A 17,331-nucleotide genomic window follows, 5' to 3' on the forward strand; every position below is an offset into this window, starting at 1 on the left:
CTTAGGCTGAACCCGTGGCTCAGAGCATCTACATCACGTCCGCAGAAGGCCATTCCGCGAAGTCGATCATCGCGCTGGGGGTGCTCGAGGCCTTCAGTCGCGTCGCACCGCGCGTCGGCGTCTTCCGCCCGATCGCGCGCTCGACCGACGAACGCGACTACGTGCTCGAGATGCTGCTCGACCACGACGGCGTCGATCTCGACTACGACGACTGCATCGGCGTCACGTACGACGACATGCGCAGCGACCCGGATGCCGCCCTCTCGCGCATCGTCGAGCGCTACAAGGCCGTCGAGGCGCAGTGCGACGCCGTCGTCATCATGGGCAGCGACTACACCGATGTCGGCTCGCCGGCCGAGCTGGGCTACAACGGCCGCATCGCCGTGAACCTCGGCGCGCCGGTGCTGCTGGTGCTCGGCGGCCGCGCGGGACAGGGCGGGGGCGAGAAGCTCGGTTCCTCGGCTGCCCGTACTCCCGACGAGATGGGGCAGATCGCCTCGCTCGCCGTCGCCGAGCTGCGCGGCGACCGGGCGGAGCTGTTCGCCGTCGTGGCCAACCGCGCGGACGGCGACCGTCTCGACGAGATCATCGGCGCCGTCCGTGGTGCCGTGCCGAAGGACGTCCCGGTCTGGGCCGTGCCCGAGGACCGCTTCCTCGTGTCGCCGTCGGTGCGCGGCGTGCTCGAGGCGGTGCAGGGCACCCTCGTCAAGGGCGACGCCGAGCTGCTCGGACGCGAGGTGCTCGGAGTCGTCATCGGAGCGATGTCGATGGTGAACGTGCTGCCGCGCCTGAGCGAGCGCTCCGTCGTCGTCATCCCGGCCGACCGCGCCGAGGTGCTGCTCGCGACGCTGCTCGCGCACGCGTCGGGCACCTTCCCGACGCTGTCGGCGATCGTCATCAACGGCGGGTTCCCGCTGCCCGAGTCGGTCGACCGGCTCATCGACGGCGTCGGCGCAACCCTCCCCATCATCGCGACCGATCTCGACACGTACGAGACGGCGGCGCGCATCATGAGCACGCGCGGACGCCTCGCGGCGGACTCGCGCCGGCACTACGACGCAGCCCTGGCGCTGTTCGAGCGTCACATCGACACGTCCGAGCTCACGCAGGCCCTCGGCCTGGCACGGTCCACCGTCGTGACGCCCCTCATGTTCGCGTACGGACTCGTCGAGCGGGCGCGCACCGACCGGCGCCGCATCGTGCTGCCCGAGGCCGACGACGACCGCGTGCTGCACGCGGCATCCATCGTCCTCTCGCGCGGCATCGCCGACATCACCCTGCTCGGCGAAGAGGTCGAGGTGCGCTCGCGCGCGCTCGAGCTCGGCCTCGACCTGCGCGACGCGGAGATCCTCTCGCCGTTCGACGCGGTGCACGTCGACAAGTTCGCCCGCGAGTACGAGCGCCTGCGCGCCCACAAGGGCATGACGTACGGGCAGGCCGCGGACGCCGTGACCGACGTGTCGTACTTCGGCACGCTCATGGTGCACCTGGGGCTCGCCGACGGCATGGTCTCGGGCGCGGCCCACACGACGGCGCACACGATCCGTCCGGCGTTCGAGATCATCAAGACCAAGCCCGGCGTCTCGGTCGTCTCGAGTGTCTTCCTCATGGCGCTGGCCGACCGCGTGCTCGTCTACGGCGACTGCGCGGTCATCCCCGACCCCACGAGCGAGCAGCTCGCCGACATCGCCGTGTCGTCGGCCGAGACCGCGCGCCAGTTCGGCATCGACCCGCGCGTCGCGATGCTTTCGTACTCGACCGGAGAGTCGGGCTCGGGTGCCGACGTCGACAAGGTCCGGGCGGCGACGGCACTCGTGCGCGAGCGCGCGCCGGAACTGCTCGTCGAGGGCCCGATCCAGTACGACGCGGCCACCGACGCCGCGGTCGCCGCCAAGAAGATGCCAGGCTCGTCGGTCGCGGGCAAGGCGACGGTGTTCGTCTTCCCCGACCTGAACACGGGCAACAACACCTATAAGGCCGTGCAGCGCTCGGCCGGTGCGATCGCGATCGGTCCCGTGCTGCAGGGCCTGAACAAGCCGATCAACGACCTCTCGCGCGGAGCGCTGGTCGAAGACATCGTCAACACGATCGCCATCACCGCGATCCAGGCCCAGGGAGGGGCATCCGCATGAGCATCGTGCTCGTCATCAACAGCGGCTCGTCGTCGTTCAAGTACCAGCTGATCGACGCCGCGACCGGATCCCCGCACGCCTCCGGCCTGGTCGAGCGGATCGGCCAGGAGCAGGGCCGCGTCAAGCACACCGTCTTCTTCTCGGGTACCGAGGCGACCGGGACGGATGCCGCCGTCGCGGCGACCGACGCGACATACGAGCGCGAGCTGCCGATCGCCGATCACACGGCCGGGTTCCAGCTGATGCTCGACGCCTTCGCCGAGAACGGGCCGTCGCTCGAACGCCTCGCGCCCGTCGCCGTCGGACACCGTGTCGTCCACGGCGGTGCCCGCTTCTTCGAGCCGACGCTCATCACCCCGCTGGTGGAGATCAACATCGACGAGCTGTCGGTGCTCGCCCCGCTGCACAACCCGGGTGCGCTGCAGGGCATCCGCGCCGCGAAGGCCGCCTTCGGCGACCTGCCGCACGTCGCGGTCTTCGACACCGCCTTCCACCAGACGATGCCGCCGGCGGCCTACACGTACGCGATCGACGCCGAGCTCGCCGAAGCGCACCGCGTGCGCCGCTACGGCTTCCACGGCACCTCGCACAAGTTCGTCTCCGAGGCGGCGGCCGCCCACCTCGGGCGGCCCCTCGCCGACCTGCGTCAGATCGTCTTCCACCTCGGCAACGGTGCGTCGGTCACGGCGATCGACGGCGGGCGCTCGGTCGACACGTCGATGGGCCTGACCCCCCTCGAGGGACTGGTCATGGGCACGCGCTCGGGCGACCTCGACCCCGCCGTGATCTTCCACCTGGCGCGCCGCGCCGAGATGAGCATTCCCGAGCTCGACGACCTGCTCAACAAGCGCAGCGGCGTGCTCGGCCTCGCCGGCGTCTCGGACATGCGCGACATCGAAGACGGTGTCGAGCGCGGCGACGAGAAGGCGACGCTGGCGTTCGAGGTTTACGCTCACCGGCTGCGGGCCTACGCCGGCGCCTACCTCGCTCAGCTCGGCGGCGTCGACGTGATCTCGTTCACCGCGGGTGTGGGGGAGAACTCGCCGCTCGTGCGGGCGAGCGCGCTCGCCACGCTGGGCTTCGCCGGCGTCGAGATCGATCCGGCGCGCAACGAGCAGCGCGGTCGCGGCATCCGTCGCATCTCCACGGATGCGTCGGCCGTGACGGTGCTCGTCGTGCCCACGAATGAAGAGCTCGAGATCGCACGCCAGACCCTCGAGGTGACCGCCTGACATCTTCCGGCCGCGTGGCGCGTCGAGCGGGCCGGGGATGATTACGCTGGGTCTGTGACCGCGGCTCAGCTTCCCGACCTGACCACCTACGACGGCGTGCTCTTCGACCTCGACGGGGTTCTCACCCCCACCGCCGAGGTGCACATGCACGCGTGGCAGGCGATGTTCACCGAGCTCTTCACGGCGTGGGGGATCACCCCGCCCTACACCGCGGACGACTACTTCCGTCATCTCGACGGCAAGAAGCGCTACGACGGCGTCGCGAGCCTGCTGCGCTCGCGCGACGTCGAGGTGCCGTGGGGCGACCCGGCCGACGACCCGTCCGCCGACACGATCTGCGGCATCGGCAACCGGAAGAACGCCGTCTTCGAGCGCGTGCTGCGCGCCGACGGCATCGCGCCCTACCCGGGTTCGCTGGCCCTCGTCGAGAAGCTGCAGGCGGCCGGCACCCCCATCGCGGTCGTCTCGAGCTCGAAGAACGCCCGCGAGGTGCTCGAGGTCGCCGGACTGCTCGAGCGCTTCCCGGTCGTGATGGACGGCGTGGTCGCCGAAGAGCGCCACCTGCCGTCGAAGCCGGCCCCCGACGTCTTCGCCGAAGGGGCGCGCATGCTGGGCGTCGACCCCGCCCGCTCGGTCGCGATCGAGGATGCCCATTCCGGCGTCGAGTCGGCCGTCGCGGCAGGCTACGCTCTCGTGGTCGGTGTCGATCGCGGTGCCGGCGCCGACACGCTCCGCGCCCTCGGAGCGCACGTCGTCGTCGACGACCTCGACGCCTTCGTCTGAACCCGAATCACCCGAACGCGCCGGCCGCCTCCAGCGGCCGGTCCCCGCCCTTTGGAAGGCCGTCATGATCGATCGCGATCGCTTCCCCGTCGACCCGTGGCGACTCGTCGAGAAGAGCTTCTCAGTCGACGACATCGGCGTCACCGAGACTCTCTTCGCGGTCGGCAACGGATACCTGGGCCTGCGAGGCAATCACCCCGAGGGGCGCAACGCGCAGGAGCACGGCACCTTCATCAACGGGTTCCACGAGATCTTCCCGATCCGTCACGCCGAGCAGGCCTACGGGTTCGCCGAGGTCGGCCAGACGATCATCAACGCGCCCGACGCCAAGGTGATGCGGGTCTACGTCGACGACGAGCCGCTGACCCTCGACATCGCCGACGTGCGCGACTACGAGCGCGTGCTCGACATGCGCACGGGCGTGCTCACACGCAAGCTGCTGTGGATGACCCCGAGCGGCAAGGAGGTGCAGGTCGACTTCGAGCGCCTCGTCTCGTTCGAAGAGAAGCACCTCGCGATCATGCGGCTGACCGTGACGGTGCTCAACGCCGACGCTCCCGTGACCGTCAGCTGCCAGATCGTCAACCGCCAGGACGGCGAGGACGTGTACGGCGGATCCGCGCCCAACCTGCCGAAGGCCGGCTTCGACCCGCGCAAGACCGAGAAGATCGACGAGCGGGTCCTGCAGCCGCAGGAGTACTGGCAGGACGAGGACGGCCGGGCGGTGCTGTCGTACAAGGCGACGAACTCGGGCATGACCGTCGCCGTCGTGGCCGATCACATCGTCGAGACCGAGAACGAGCACTCCGCCCGTCGCCTGGTCGAGCCCGACATCGCCAAGAACGTCTTCCGGGTCCACGCCAAGCGCGGGGTTCCCGTCACGGTGACCAAGCTCGTGAGCTACCACACCTCCCGCGGCGTCCCAGCGCGCGAGCTCGTCGACCGCGGGCGCCGCATGCTCGACCGCGTGCGCGACGAGGGCGTCGATGCGCAGTTCGAGCGACAGGCGGCATGGTGCGCGGACTTCTGGCGCCGCTCCGACGTCCGCATCGGCGGGCACGACGATCTGCAGCAGGCCACGCGCTGGTGCCTGTTCCAGCTCGCGCAGGCCGCCGCGCGCGCCGACGGCCAGGGCGTGCCCGCGAAGGGCGTGTCGGGCTCGGGGTACAGCGGCCACTACTTCTGGGACACCGAGGTCTACGTCCTGCCCTTCCTCGCCTACACGACCCCGCTGTGGGCTCGCAACGCGCTGCGCATGCGCTACCTCATGCTGCCCGCCGCGCGGCGCCGCGCCCGGCAGCTCAACGAGGCCGGCGCGCTCTTCCCGTGGCGCACCATCAACGGCGAGGAAGCGTCGGCGTACTACGCCGCCGGCACCGCGCAGTACCACATCAACGCCGACGTCAGCTTCGCGCTGGCCAAGTACGTCCGCGCGACCGGCGACACCGACTTCCTCTACCGCGAGGGCGTCGACATCGCCGTCGAGACGGCGCGGCTGTGGTCGACGCTCGGGTTCTGGCGCTCCGGCGACACCGGCGACGACGAGTCGTTCCACATCCACGGCGTCACCGGCCCCGACGAGTACACGACCGTCGTCAACGACAACCTCTTCACCAACGTGATGGCCCGCTTCAACCTGCGCTTCGCGGCGCGCACGGTGCGCGACATGGCCGACGAAGCGCCGGAGGCCTACCGCGCACTCGTGGACCGGCTCGAGCTCGACCCGGGCGAGGCCGATGCGTGGGAGCGCGCGGCCGAGGCCATGCGCATCCCGTTCAGCGACTCGCTCGGCATCCACCCCCAGGACGCGGTCTTCCTCGATCGTGAGGTGTGGGACCTCGAGAACACCCCCGAGAGCCAGCGGCCGCTGCTGCTGCACTTCCACCCGCTCGTGATCTACCGGTACCAGGTGCTCAAGCAGGCGGACGTCGTGCTGGCGCTCTTCCTGCAGGGCAACCACTTCACCGACGAGGAGAAGCTGGCCGACTTCGAGTACTACGACCCGCTGACCACGGGCGATTCGACGCTGTCGGGCGTCGTGCAGTCGATCCTCGCCGCCGAGGTGGGGTACCAGGAGCTGGCGCTGGAGTACTTCCTCGAGTCGATCTACGTCGACCTGGGCGATCTGCACAGCAACGCCGCCGATGGCGTCCACGTCGCATCCGCCGGTGGCGTGTGGACGGCGCTGGTGTCGGGATTCGGCGGGATGCGCGATCACTACGGCGCGCTGAGCTTCGATCCGCGTCTGCCGCGGGACTGGCCGTCGCTGGAGTTCACGCTGCACTGGCAGGGCACCCGGCTCGACGTCACCGTCACCGCCGATGCGCTCACGGTGGCAGCGGGCGCGGGCGAAGCCGTCGACTTCTCGGTGCGCGGACGCGATGTCCGGGTGGCCGGCGGCGAATCGGTGACCGTCCCGCTCGCGGGGCAGGGCCCACTGCTGGCGGGACGGCCGTCGCTGCGCCAGGTCGCCGAGTCGCGCCGCGAGGACGGGTCGCTGCTGGGCGCGTCCGTTCCGGTCGCCACCATCACCACATCGATCCCGACGGTGAGCAACGAGGTCCCGACGATCACGGGCGAGATCCCGGTCGTGCCCGACTACGAGCAGACCTTCAGCGAGCAGGTGCGCACCGGTCTCGACGCCTGAGCGGCGCCGGGGTCGTGCGCCCTCACCGCGGCGCGGACGCGCCGGCCGGCGCGAGGTCGGCCATGATCGCGCGCACGGCGTCGCGGCCCGCGCGGTTGGCGCCGACGGTGGACTGCGACGGGCCGTACCCGATGAGGAAGAGGCGCGGCTCGTCGATCGACCGACCGTTCGCGACGCGGACGCCGCCGGCCGGCGTCCGCAGGCCGAGGGGCGCGAGATGGGGGATGTCGGCTCGGAAGCCGGTCGCCCACAGGATCGCGTCGGCGCGTTGGAACGACCCGTCCGGCATGCGGATGCCGTCGGGCTCGATCCGCTCGAACATCGGATGCCGCACGAGCACGCCCCGCGCCTGCGCCGACTCGGCCCAGCGGTTCCAGTGCAAGCCCGTCACCGAGATGACGCTGCCGGGCGGCAGGCCCCGCCGCACCCGCTCCTCGACCCCGGCGATCGCGGCGATGCGGGCCGCGGTGTCGAAGTCACCGGCATCCCACCGCAGCTCCTCGCGCGTCACCCAGAACGTGTCGGCGACGTGCGAGATCTCATCGAGCAGCTGGATGGCCGAGATTCCGGCACCGACGATGACGACCCGCTGGCCGGCGAAGCGGTCGGCCGCGACGTAGTCGTGCACGTGCAGCTGACGCCCGCGGAAGCTGTCTGCGCCCGGATACCGCGGCCAGAACGGGCGCCGCCAGGTCCCGGTCGCGTTGACGACCCACCGCGCCGACCAGTCGCCGTCGTCGGTGGTCACGCGCAGCCGGCCGCGGGGGTCGTCGTCCTCGCGCTCGACCCGCCGTACCTCGACGGGGCGGTGCACCCGCAGGTCGAACCGCCGCTCGTACTCGTCGAAATAGGCCGGCAGCACGGAGCGCGCCGACGCCCGCGGGTCGGCCGGCGGGACGGCGAACCCGGGGAGCTCGTGGATGCCGTTGACCGTCTCCATGCGCAGCGACTCCCAGCGGTGCTGCCACGCGCCGCCGGGCGCGGCCTCGGCATCGAGGACGACGAAGGTCCGCTCGGCGGCCCCGGAGCCGACGGGCCCGAAGCCGCGGCGCCGCAGGTGGTAGGCGGCCGACAGCCCGGCCTGCCCCGCTCCGATGACGACGACATCGACGGGCACGGCATCCATGCTCCGTGCAACCGTTGCGCTCGCCGCGCTGTTCCCGCCCGGCGCCGGAGGGGTGGATGCCGGCAGGACCCATGTCGGCGGTTCGCCGTAGTCTGTTCGGGTGACCACCGCCCTCTACCGCCGCTACCGTCCCGAAGCGTTCGGCGAGATGATCGGCCAGTCGCAGGTGACCGAACCCCTGATGACGGCGCTGCGCTCCGACCGCGTCGGGCATGCCTATCTGTTCTCCGGACCGCGCGGGTGCGGCAAGACCACCTCGGCGCGCATCCTCGCCCGCTGCCTCAACTGCGCACAGGGGCCCACCGACACCCCGTGCGGCACGTGCGACAGCTGCGTCGAGCTCAGCCGCGGCGGCGGGGGATCGCTCGACGTCGTCGAGATCGACGCGGCATCCCACAACGGTGTCGACGACGCGCGCGACCTGCGCGAGCGCGCCGTGTTCGCGCCGGCCCGCGACCGGTTCAAGATCTTCATCCTCGACGAGGCGCACATGGTGACGGCGCAGGGCTTCAACGCCCTGCTGAAGCTCGTCGAAGAGCCGCCCGCGCACGTGAAGTTCATCTTCGCCACGACCGAGCCCGAGAAGGTCATCGGCACGATCCGCTCGCGCACCCACCACTACCCGTTCCGGCTCGTCGCACCCGCCGCGATGCTCGAGTACGTCGAGCAGCTCTGCGCCCAGGAGGGCGTGCAGGTCGAAGCCGGCGTGCTGCCGCTCGTCGTGCGCGCCGGGGGAGGGTCGCCGCGAGACACGCTGTCCCTGCTCGATCAGCTGATCGCCGGCTCCGACGACGGGGCCGTCGCCTACGAGCGCGCCGTCGCACTGCTCGGCTACACCCACGCCGAGCTGCTCGACGAGGTCGTCGGCGCCTTCGGTGCGATCGACGCCGCGGCAGCCTTCGCCGCGGTCGACCGCGTCATCCAGACCGGGCAGGATCCGCGGCGCTTCGTCGACGATCTGCTCGAACGGCTGCGCGACCTCATCATCGTCTCGGCCACCGGTCAGGGAGCCTCTGCCGTGCTGCGCGGCGTGTCGGCCGAAGAGCTCGAGCGCATGGATCGTCAGGCGGCGCTGTTCGGCACCGACCGGCTCTCGCGCACCGCCGACCTCGTCGTCTCCGCTCTCGACGAGATGTCGGGGGCCACCTCGCCGCGTCTGCAGCTCGAGCTGCTCGTCGCGCGTGTGCTGGCCGCTGCCCAGCACGCGGTACCGGCGACGAGCGGCGCCCCGGTCGCGGCAGCCCCGGCCTCGTCGGCGGCATCGGCGCCCGCCGCGTCTTCGTCGCCGGCCGCGCCGCCGCGCATCGTCACGCCCGCCTCGCCCGCACCGACGACCGCAGCGCCGTCCGCCCCGGCCTCGGCGGCCACGCCTACCCCCGCCACGCCGGCCCAGACCGCCCCGGGCGCCCCGTCGCCGTCCAGCGGGTCGGATGCTGCGCCCGCCGAGCCCCGCGACCCGTCGTCGGTCACGCTCGGACAGATGCGCGACGCGTGGCCCGAGGTGCTGCAGCGGCTCGAGTCCGTCAGTCGCACGTCGTGGATGATCGCCTCGGTCGCCTCGCCCGTCGCGTTCTCTGAGACGGGTGTGCTGACGCTGTCGTTCCAGAGCCACTCCGACGTCCTGCAGTTCAAGAAGCTCAACGCCGGAAAGGGGCCGAGCGAAGACCTGCGCGGTGCCATCCTCAGTGTCCTCGGCGTGCGCGTGAAGTACGTCGCCCGGCACGACTCCGACCCCGGCGGCGGCCCGGCCCCCGGCGGTCCGGCCCCGACCGCTCCCGGTGGTGAACCCGGCGGCGACGCTCGTCCGCAGCCCGAGGGGCGCCCGGCGCCATCCGCTCCGCCCGCGCGGGGAGCGTCGGAAACGTCGGGGCAGCCCGCCGCCCGGACGACGGTCCCCGCGGCCGCGGCGGCACCGGGAGGACGAGCGGGCGGGGCGCCCGCACGTGGCGCTGCCTACGCCGCGCCCGTGACCGAGTGGGCGGTGGCTCCCATCCCGCAGGGCGAACCGGTCGCGCAGCTCGCCGTCGACGACGAGCCCGAGGATGCCGTCGTCGCACCGCGTCGCACGCTGACGGCACCCCACGACGGCGACATCGACCGGTATCCCGATCCGCTGCCGCCGATCGACGAAGAAGATCGCGACGACCCGCCGCCCCCGATCGACGACGAGGCTCCGCTGCCGCCGCGCGCGCCGGCCGCCGTCGAGCGGCCCGCACCCGAGCGTGCGTCGCCCGCGTCGTCCGCAGCGCCCGCACCGACCGCGGCGGCGGCGCCCGAGCGGTCCGCGCCACGGCGCGGCGGCATCGAGCGCTACGGCGAGGCCGTCGTCCGCCAGATGCTCGGCGCCACCTTCGTCCGCGAAGAGCCCTTCACCTCACCCACGAGATTCGGATAAGCCATGTACGACGGCATCGTCCAGGACCTCATCGACGAGTTCGGCCGCCTGCCCGGCATCGGGCCGAAGTCGGCGCAGCGCATCGCGTTCCACATCCTCCAGACGCCCACCTTCGACGTCTCGAAGCTCTCGCACCTGCTGGGCGAGCTGCGCGAGCGGGTGCGCTTCTGCGAGCTGTGCGGCAACGTCTCCGAGCAGGAGCGCTGCGCCATCTGCCGTGACCCTCGTCGCGACGGGTCCTTCATCTGCGTGGTCGAAGACGCGAAGGACGTCGCCGCCATCGAGCGCACCCGCGAGTTCCGCGGGCTGTACCACGTGCTCGGCGGCGCGATCAGTCCCATCGGCGGCGTCGGCCCCGACGATCTGCGCATCGCGCAGCTCATGCAGCGCCTCGCCGACGGCACGGTGCAAGAGGTCATCCTCGCCACCAACCCGAACCTCGAGGGCGAGGCGACGGCGACCTACCTCAGCCGGCTGCTGACGACCCTCGAGATCCGCGTCACGCGTCTCGCGTCGGGGCTGCCCGTCGGCGGCGACCTCGAGTACGCCGACGAGGTGACCCTCGGACGCGCCTTCGAGGGCCGCCGCCAGCTCTGACGACGACCCTCGAAGCGGCCTCAGCCCTCGGCCGGGGCGTCCGCGAGCCCGACCACGTCGAGAAGCCAGGCCAGCTCGAAGGCCCGCTCGCGCCAGGAGTTGTAGCGCCCGCTGACGCCGCCGTGGCCGGCTGACATCTCGCACTTGAGCAGCGCGTCGGCGCCGACCTCGCGCAGGCGAGCGACCCACTTCGCCGGCTCGACGTACAGCACGCGCGTGTCGTTGAGCGAGGTCACGGCCAGGATCCGCGGGTAGGTCGCGCCCTCGCGGACGTTCTCGTACGGCGAGTACGACTTCATGTAGGCGTACACCTCGGCGTCGTGCAGCGGGTCGCCCCATTCGTCCCACTCGATGACCGTCAGCGGCAACGACGGGTCGAGGATCGTCGTGAGCGCGTCGACGAAGGGCACCGCCGCCAGGATGCCGGCGAACAGCTCGGGGGCGAGGTTGGCCACGGCGCCCATGAGCAGTCCGCCCGCCGAGCCGCCCTCGGCCACGAGTCGATCGGGTGAGGTGTAGCCGGTGTCGACGAGGTGGCGGGCCACGGTGACGAAGTCGGTGAAGGTGTTGCGCTTGTGCAGCAGCTTGCCCTCCTCGTACCACTGGCGGCCCATCTCACCGCCGCCGCGAACGTGCGCGACGGCGAAGACGACGCCGCGGTCGAGCAGCGACAGCCGTGCCACCGACATCGCCGGGTCGATGGAGTGCTCGTACGAGCCGTAGCCGTAGAGGTGCAGCGCGCGCGGACCGGCATCCGTCGCGGTGGGGTCGCCGAATGAGCGCTTCCACACCACCGAGACCGGGATGCGGGTGCCGTCGTCGGCGACGGCCCACACGCGCCGCTGCTCGTAGTCCTCCGGCTCATAGCCGCCCAGCACCGGCTGGCGCTTGCGCAGCAGCAGCTCGCCGGTCTCGACGACGTAGTCGTAGACGGCGGCGGGCGTCACGAACGAGCCGTACCCGAGCCGGATCACCGGCGGGGCCCATTCGGGGTTCCCGCCCGAACCGACCGTGTACAGCGGCTCGGGGAAGGCGAGCTCGTCGACCGACCCGCTCGCGTAGTCGAAGACGCCGAGTCGTTGCAGCCCCTCGCGGCGGTACCCGAGCAGCGCCCAGTCCCGGAACGTCGACAGCCCCTCCAGTCGGCGTCCGGGCTCGTGCGCGAGCACGACCTCGCGTGCACCGGTCGGGTCGGCGGCGGCGACGCGGACGAGCTCGAAGTCCAGCGCGCCGTCGTTGTGCAGGATGTACAGCACGTCCTCGCCGCCGACGACCGCATGCGACAGCGAGTACTCGACTCCCTCGCGCCGCGGCCACACCGACCGGGGCTCGGCCCGCAGATCGTCGGCCGGCACGAGGAACTCCTCGCTCGTGATCGACGAGCCGACCTCGATCACGAGGTAGCGGTCGCTGCGGGTGAAGCCCGCACCCACCCAGTAGCGCTCGTCCGGCTCGTGGAAGAGGCGCTGATCGGATGCCGGCTCGGTGCCGATCTCGTGCAGCCACACCGTGTCGGGGCGCCAGGCGTCATCGACGGTCGAGTACACGACGAAGCGGCCGTCGGGAGACAGCGAAGCGCCGGCGAAGGTACCGGGGATCTCGTCGGGCAGCGTGCGGCCGGTCGCGATGTCACGGATGCGCAGGGTGTACCGCTCGTCGCCCTCGGTGTCGATGCCGTACAGCAGCAGCGAGCCGTCGTTCGACACCTCGAAGCTGCCGAGCGAGAAGAACTCGGCGCCCTCGGCCTCGGCGTTGCCGTCGAGCAGCACCTGCTCGCCGGGCACGTCGACGCCGGGCTCGAGCAGCGGGGGCGTCCAGTCGTCGGCGGACGCGAGGGGAGCACGGCAGTGGATGCCGTACTGGCTGCCCTCCACGGTCCGGCTGTAGTACCACCAGTCGCCACGACGCGAGGGCACGGACAGGTCGGTCTCGAGCGTGCGGCCCTTGATCTCGTCGAAGATGCGATCGCGCAGGCCGGCGAGGTGGGCGGTGCGGGCGTCGGTGTACGCGTTCTCGGCTTCGAGATGAGCCAGGACCTCCGCGTCGTCCTTCGCGCGGAACCACTCGTACCGGTCGACGAACTCGTCGCCGTGATGCCGGCGTCGGTGCTCGCGGACGGGGGCGATCGGGGCGGGCAGCGGTGCGGTGTCGCGGGAATCGGTCACCGTTCCACGCTAGTGCCGCGTCCGCGGTGCCCGGCCGGACGATTGCCGGTCGCCCGCGTCGATGTGGCAGGATTCGATGGTCCGGTTGCCGGACCCTGAACAGACGGTGAACTCTTCGTTCGCGCCCGCCGCGGCCGCGGCATCCCGATCCGTCCTGCCGGACCCGCGTTCGCGGGGCCGCACGTCACAGAGAGCGCGCAGTGGAAACCGCTGTACTCATCCTTCTGCTGGTCATCGCACTGGCACTCTTCTTCGATTTCACCAACGGCTTCCACGACACGGCCAACGCCATGGCGACGCCGATCGCGACCGGGGCGCTCAAGCCGAAGGTCGCCGTGCTGCTGGCCGCCGGCCTCAACCTCGTCGGAGCCTTCCTGTCGACCGAGGTGGCCAAGACCGTCTCGCACGGCATCATCCATGAGGACCAGCTCGCTGCGACGGCCCTGCTGCCGCTGATCTTCGCCGGACTCATCGGCGCGATCACCTGGAACATGCTGACGTGGCTGCTGGGGCTGCCTTCGAGCTCGTCGCACGCGCTGTTCGGCGGCCTCATCGGAGCGACCCTCGTCGGCGTCGGCGCCATGGCGATCGACTTCGGGGTCGTGCTGAGCAAGATCATCCTGCCGGCGCTCATCGCCCCCGTGACCGCGGGCGTCATCGCCTTCACCGTGACGAAGGTCGCGTACGCCGTCACCCGCCGTTACGACGGCAAGCCGGACGGGCGCGACGGATTCCGCTGGGGTCAGATCTTCACCTCGTCGCTCGTCGCGCTCGCGCACGGCACCAACGATGCGCAGAAGACGATGGGCGTCATCACTCTGGCGCTCATCGCCGCGGGATGGCAGAGCGCCGAGCACGCCGAGCCGCAGCTGTGGGTCATCGTCGCGTGCGCCGTCACGATCGCCCTGGGCACCTACATGGGCGGCTGGCGCATCATCCGCACGCTCGGCAAGGGGCTCACCGACGTCAAGCCCGCGCAGGGCTTCTCGGCCGAGGCGTCCACCGCGTCGACGATCCTCGCCTCGAGCGCCCTGGGCTTCGCGCTGTCGACGACGCAGGTGGCGTCGGGCTCGGTCATCGGCTCGGGGCTCGGGCGGCGCGGCTCGACCGTGCGGTGGCGCACCGCGGGCCGCATCGCGATCGGCTGGCTGCTCACCCTGCCGGCCTCGGGTGCCGTCGGCGCGCTCGCCGCGCTGCTGGTGGTGTGGTTCGGCGCGGTCGGCATCATCGTCGACGCGGTGCTCGCCGTCGCGATCGTCCTGGTGCTGTTCCTGCGGTCGCGTCGCGACGAGGTCCACGCCGGGAACGCGATGAGCGAGGTCGCCGACTCGGGTCTGGCCGTCGACGTGCCGTCCGATCCGCCGCCCACGCGCCGCCAGCGCCGTGAGAAGGCCGCTGCCGCCGCGCACACCCCGACGCGGGAGGAGGACCGATGAACGTCTCGATCGACTGGCTCGCCTTCGTCCAGGTTTTCGCGGCCGCCATCTGCGGCGCCGTGCTCGTCGTCGGCTTCTACGCGCTGGGACTGCGCCTGCTCGTGCGGGCGGGCCGGGTGCCGGTGGTCGCCCCCGCGGAGTTCACCGACGCGATCGCCGTGATCAGCGAGAAGCAGGCCCGCCGCCGCGCGAAGGCCGCCGCCAAGGCCGCGAAGAAGAGCCCGCTCACCGCGGGACAGAAGCGCGTCGCATACATCGGCGCCGTCGGGGCGTTCGCTCTGTGCGGCCTCGCCGTGCTGGGCGGCATCGTCCTCATCGTCGCGGGACGGTAGGAGGCCCGTCCTAGGCTGACGGTATGACCTCCCGCGAACCGTCCGACGCCCGCGTGCAATTCGGTCGCCACGCCCCGGCCGAGCACGTGATCGTCCACCTCAGCGACACGCACCTGCTCGCCGGCGGCGCCGCGCTCGGCGGCCGGTACGACGTCGAGGCGAACCTCGCGGCCACGCTCGCCGCGGTCGAGCGCACCGGCGTGCGCCCCGACGCCCTCGTGTTCACCGGTGACCTCACCGACCTCGGTGAGCCCGACGCCTACCGACGGCTGCGCGATGCGGTCGAGCCGGTCGCCGAGCGGCTCGGCGCCCCGGTCGTGTGGGTGGCCGGCAACCACGATGAGCGTCCCGCGATGCGCGCGGGACTGATGGATGCCGCGGCGCCGGGCGATCGTGACGACGCGCCGTTGACGGGTGTCTGGGACCTGCGCGGACTCCGGCTCGTCGCGCTCGATTCGACGGTGCCGGGATGGCATCACGGGCAGATCGACGCCGATCAGCTCGCGTGGCTCGCGGAGGTTCTCGCCGAGCCGGCGCCCCACGGCACGATCCTCGCGCTGCACCACCCGCCGCTTCCGAGCCACATACCGTTCTTCGACATCCTCGAGCTGCGCGAGCAGGACGCCTTCGCCGACGTCATCCGCGGCACCGACGTGCGCGGCATCCTCGCCGGTCATCTGCATTACTCGACCTCGGGCACGTTCGCCGGTGTTCCCGTGAGCGTCGCGTCGGCGACCTGCTACACGATGAACCTGCAGCGCCCCGCCGCCGCGGTCAACGGCATGGATGCCGGCCAGGCCTTCCAGCTCGTGCACGTGTACGACGACGTGATCACCCACGCCGTCGTGCCCGTCGTCGAGGCCCCGACGGGCGACTACTTCTCGGCCGAGTGGACCGCTCGCATGGCGGCCCTCACGCCGCAGGAGCGGCTCGAGGCTTTTTCGCGCAAGCGCTGAGTAGGCTGGGAGCGTCCCTCCCATCGCCGTGAGACCCACAAGGACCCGTGCATGAGCATGCCCACTGCCGCCACCCGCACCGAGACCGATTCGCTCGGATCGCTCGAGATCCCCGCCGACGCGTACTGGGGGGTGCACACGGCGCGAGCCCTCGAGAACTTCCCGGTCTCGCAGCGCCCGATCTCGGTGTATCGCGACCTCGTGCGCGGGCTGGCGATGGTGAAGCAGGCCTCGGCTCGCGCTAACCGCGACATCGGCGCCCTCGACCCGGAACGGGCCGACCTCATCGACCGCGCCTCGCAGCGGGTCATCGACGGCGAGTTCCACGACCAGTTCGTCGTCGGCGTGGTCCAGGGCGGCGCCGGCACGTCGACCAACATGAACGCCAACGAGGTCATCACCAACGTCGCGCTCGAGATGGCCGGCCGCGAGAAGGGCGACTACGCGTACCTGTCGCCGATCGACCACACCAATCGCAGCCAGTCCACGAACGATGTCTACCCGACCGCCATCAAGGTGGGGCTCGGGCTCGATCTGCAGACCCTGCTCGACGAGCTGGGGCTGCTGCGCGCGTCGTTCCTGGCCAAGGCTGTGGAGTTCCACGACGTGCTCAAGGTCGGCCGGACGCAGCTGCAGGATGCCGTTCCGATGACACTCGGGCAGGAGTTCCACGGCTTCGCCACCACCCTGGGCGAGGATCTCGAGCGCCTGGGCGAGAACGCCTCGCTGCTGTACGAGATCAACATGGGCGCCACCGCGATCGGCACGGGGATCACGACGCACCCCGACTACCGCCCCAGCGTCGTGCGGCACCTGCGCGAGATCACCGGTCTCGACCTGTCGAGCGCCGTCGACCTCGTCGAGTCGACGAGCGACACCGGCGCGTTCATGTCGTTCTCGTCCTCGCTCAAGCGCAACGCCATCAAGCTGTCGAAGATCAGCAACGACCTCCGGCTGCTCTCGAGCGGGCCGCAGGCGGGCTTCGGCGAGATCAACCTGCCGCCCCGGCAGGCGGGATCGAGCATCATGCCCGGCAAGGTCAACCCCGTCATCCCCGAGGTCGTCAATCAGGTCGCCTTCGCCGTCGCCGGCGCCGACCTCACGGTGACGATGGCGGTCGAGGGAGGGCAGCTGCAGCTGAACGCCTTCGAGCCGATCATCGCGCACTCGATCTTCCAGTCGATCACCTGGATGCGGCGTGCCATGCGCACCCTGCGCGTGAACTGCGTCGACGGCATCACGGCCAACCACGAGCGGCTCGGCGCCATGGTCGGATCGTCGGTGGGCGTCGTCACCGCCCTGACCCCGTTCATCGGATACGCGGCGGCCGCAGCTTTGGCCAAGACGGCGCTGCTGACCCACCGCAACGTGGGCGACCTCGTCGTCGAGGCGGGGCTGATGTCGCGCGAAGAGGTCGACAAGCAGCTCTCGCCGGCGCGCCTGTCGGGCCTGCAGGCGGTCACGGCGGCGATCCCGATCGTGCGTGCCGACATCGACGAGGATGTCGCGGGCTGACAAGCCTTTGTGCGG

12 protein-coding genes are annotated in these 17,331 nt (G+C 71.3%); 10 read left to right on the forward strand and 2 right to left on the reverse strand.

Going from position 1 to position 17,331, the window contains the following annotated elements; genetic code table 11:
- Nucleotides 1–14 precede the first annotated feature (14 nt).
- From pta to JOF37_RS13690, 4 genes are all read left to right on the forward strand, one after another.
- Nucleotides 15–2,132 (forward strand): phosphate acetyltransferase, encoded by a 2,118-nt coding sequence (gene pta, locus JOF37_RS13675; RefSeq protein ID WP_210007317.1) that lies wholly within the window; start codon nt 15–17, stop codon nt 2,130–2,132.
- The gene (locus JOF37_RS13680; RefSeq protein WP_210007318.1) at nt 2,129–3,364 is read left to right on the forward strand and encodes an acetate/propionate family kinase; all 1,236 of its coding nucleotides are present in this window, start codon (nt 2,129–2,131) and stop codon (nt 3,362–3,364) included. Before pta ends, JOF37_RS13680 begins: the two co-directional genes overlap by 4 nt.
- 54 nt (nt 3,365–3,418) lie before the next feature.
- Nucleotides 3,419–4,147, forward strand: a complete 729-nt coding sequence (locus JOF37_RS13685; protein ID WP_210007319.1) for an HAD family hydrolase — start codon at nt 3,419–3,421, stop codon at nt 4,145–4,147.
- 64 nt (nt 4,148–4,211) lie between these two features.
- Nucleotides 4,212–6,794 (forward strand): glycoside hydrolase family 65 protein, encoded by a 2,583-nt coding sequence (locus JOF37_RS13690; RefSeq protein WP_210007320.1) that lies wholly within the window; start codon nt 4,212–4,214, stop codon nt 6,792–6,794.
- Between the two features lie 22 nt (nt 6,795–6,816).
- On the opposite strand, the gene JOF37_RS13695 is transcribed toward JOF37_RS13690, so the two are convergent.
- Entirely contained in the window at nt 6,817–7,920 is a 1,104-nt protein-coding gene (locus JOF37_RS13695) for an NAD(P)-binding domain-containing protein (RefSeq protein WP_210007321.1), read from the reverse strand.
- A 100-nt stretch (nt 7,921–8,020) separates the two neighbouring features.
- On the opposite strand from JOF37_RS13695, the gene JOF37_RS13700 reads away from it, so the two are divergent.
- Together JOF37_RS13700 and recR are read left to right on the forward strand one after the other, a co-directional pair.
- Nucleotides 8,021–10,315 carry a DNA polymerase III subunit gamma and tau gene (locus tag JOF37_RS13700; protein ID WP_210007322.1) on the forward strand — a complete coding sequence of 765 codons (2,295 nt, stop codon included), beginning with the start codon at nt 8,021–8,023 and terminating at the stop codon, nt 10,313–10,315.
- A 3-nt stretch (nt 10,316–10,318) separates the two neighbouring features.
- The gene (gene recR, locus JOF37_RS13705; protein ID WP_210007323.1) at nt 10,319–10,912 is read left to right on the forward strand and encodes a recombination mediator RecR; all 594 of its coding nucleotides are present in this window, start codon (nt 10,319–10,321) and stop codon (nt 10,910–10,912) included.
- Between the two features lie 20 nt (nt 10,913–10,932).
- On the opposite strand, the gene JOF37_RS13710 is transcribed toward recR, so the two are convergent.
- On the reverse strand, nt 10,933–13,077 hold the full coding sequence (locus JOF37_RS13710; RefSeq protein ID WP_210007324.1) for a S9 family peptidase: 2,145 nt from the start codon (nt 13,075–13,077) through the stop codon (nt 10,933–10,935).
- A gap of 200 nt (nt 13,078–13,277) precedes the next feature.
- Between JOF37_RS13710 and JOF37_RS13715 the strand changes: the two genes are divergently transcribed.
- Genes JOF37_RS13715 through JOF37_RS13730 form a run of 4 tightly spaced genes read left to right on the forward strand, consistent with a single transcriptional unit; the run spans nt 13,278 to nt 17,316 of the window.
- Nucleotides 13,278–14,513 (forward strand): inorganic phosphate transporter, encoded by a 1,236-nt coding sequence (locus JOF37_RS13715; protein WP_210007325.1) that lies wholly within the window; start codon nt 13,278–13,280, stop codon nt 14,511–14,513.
- A complete protein-coding gene (locus JOF37_RS13720; RefSeq protein ID WP_210007326.1) occupies nt 14,510–14,845 on the forward strand; it encodes a peptidase in 336 nt (111 codons plus the stop codon). Before JOF37_RS13715 ends, JOF37_RS13720 begins: the two co-directional genes overlap by 4 nt.
- A gap of 23 nt (nt 14,846–14,868) precedes the next feature.
- Entirely contained in the window at nt 14,869–15,801 is a 933-nt protein-coding gene (locus JOF37_RS13725; RefSeq protein WP_210007327.1) for a phosphodiesterase, read from the forward strand.
- A gap of 51 nt (nt 15,802–15,852) precedes the next feature.
- Nucleotides 15,853–17,316, forward strand: coding sequence for an aspartate ammonia-lyase (locus tag JOF37_RS13730; RefSeq protein ID WP_210007328.1), 1,464 nt, complete (start codon nt 15,853–15,855; stop codon nt 17,314–17,316).
- The last annotated feature ends 15 nt before the right edge of the window (nt 17,317–17,331 follow it).

Origin of the sequence: Microbacterium imperiale, from assembly GCF_017876655.1 — a bacterium.
Lineage (GTDB): Bacteria > Actinomycetota > Actinomycetes > Actinomycetales > Microbacteriaceae > Microbacterium > Microbacterium imperiale.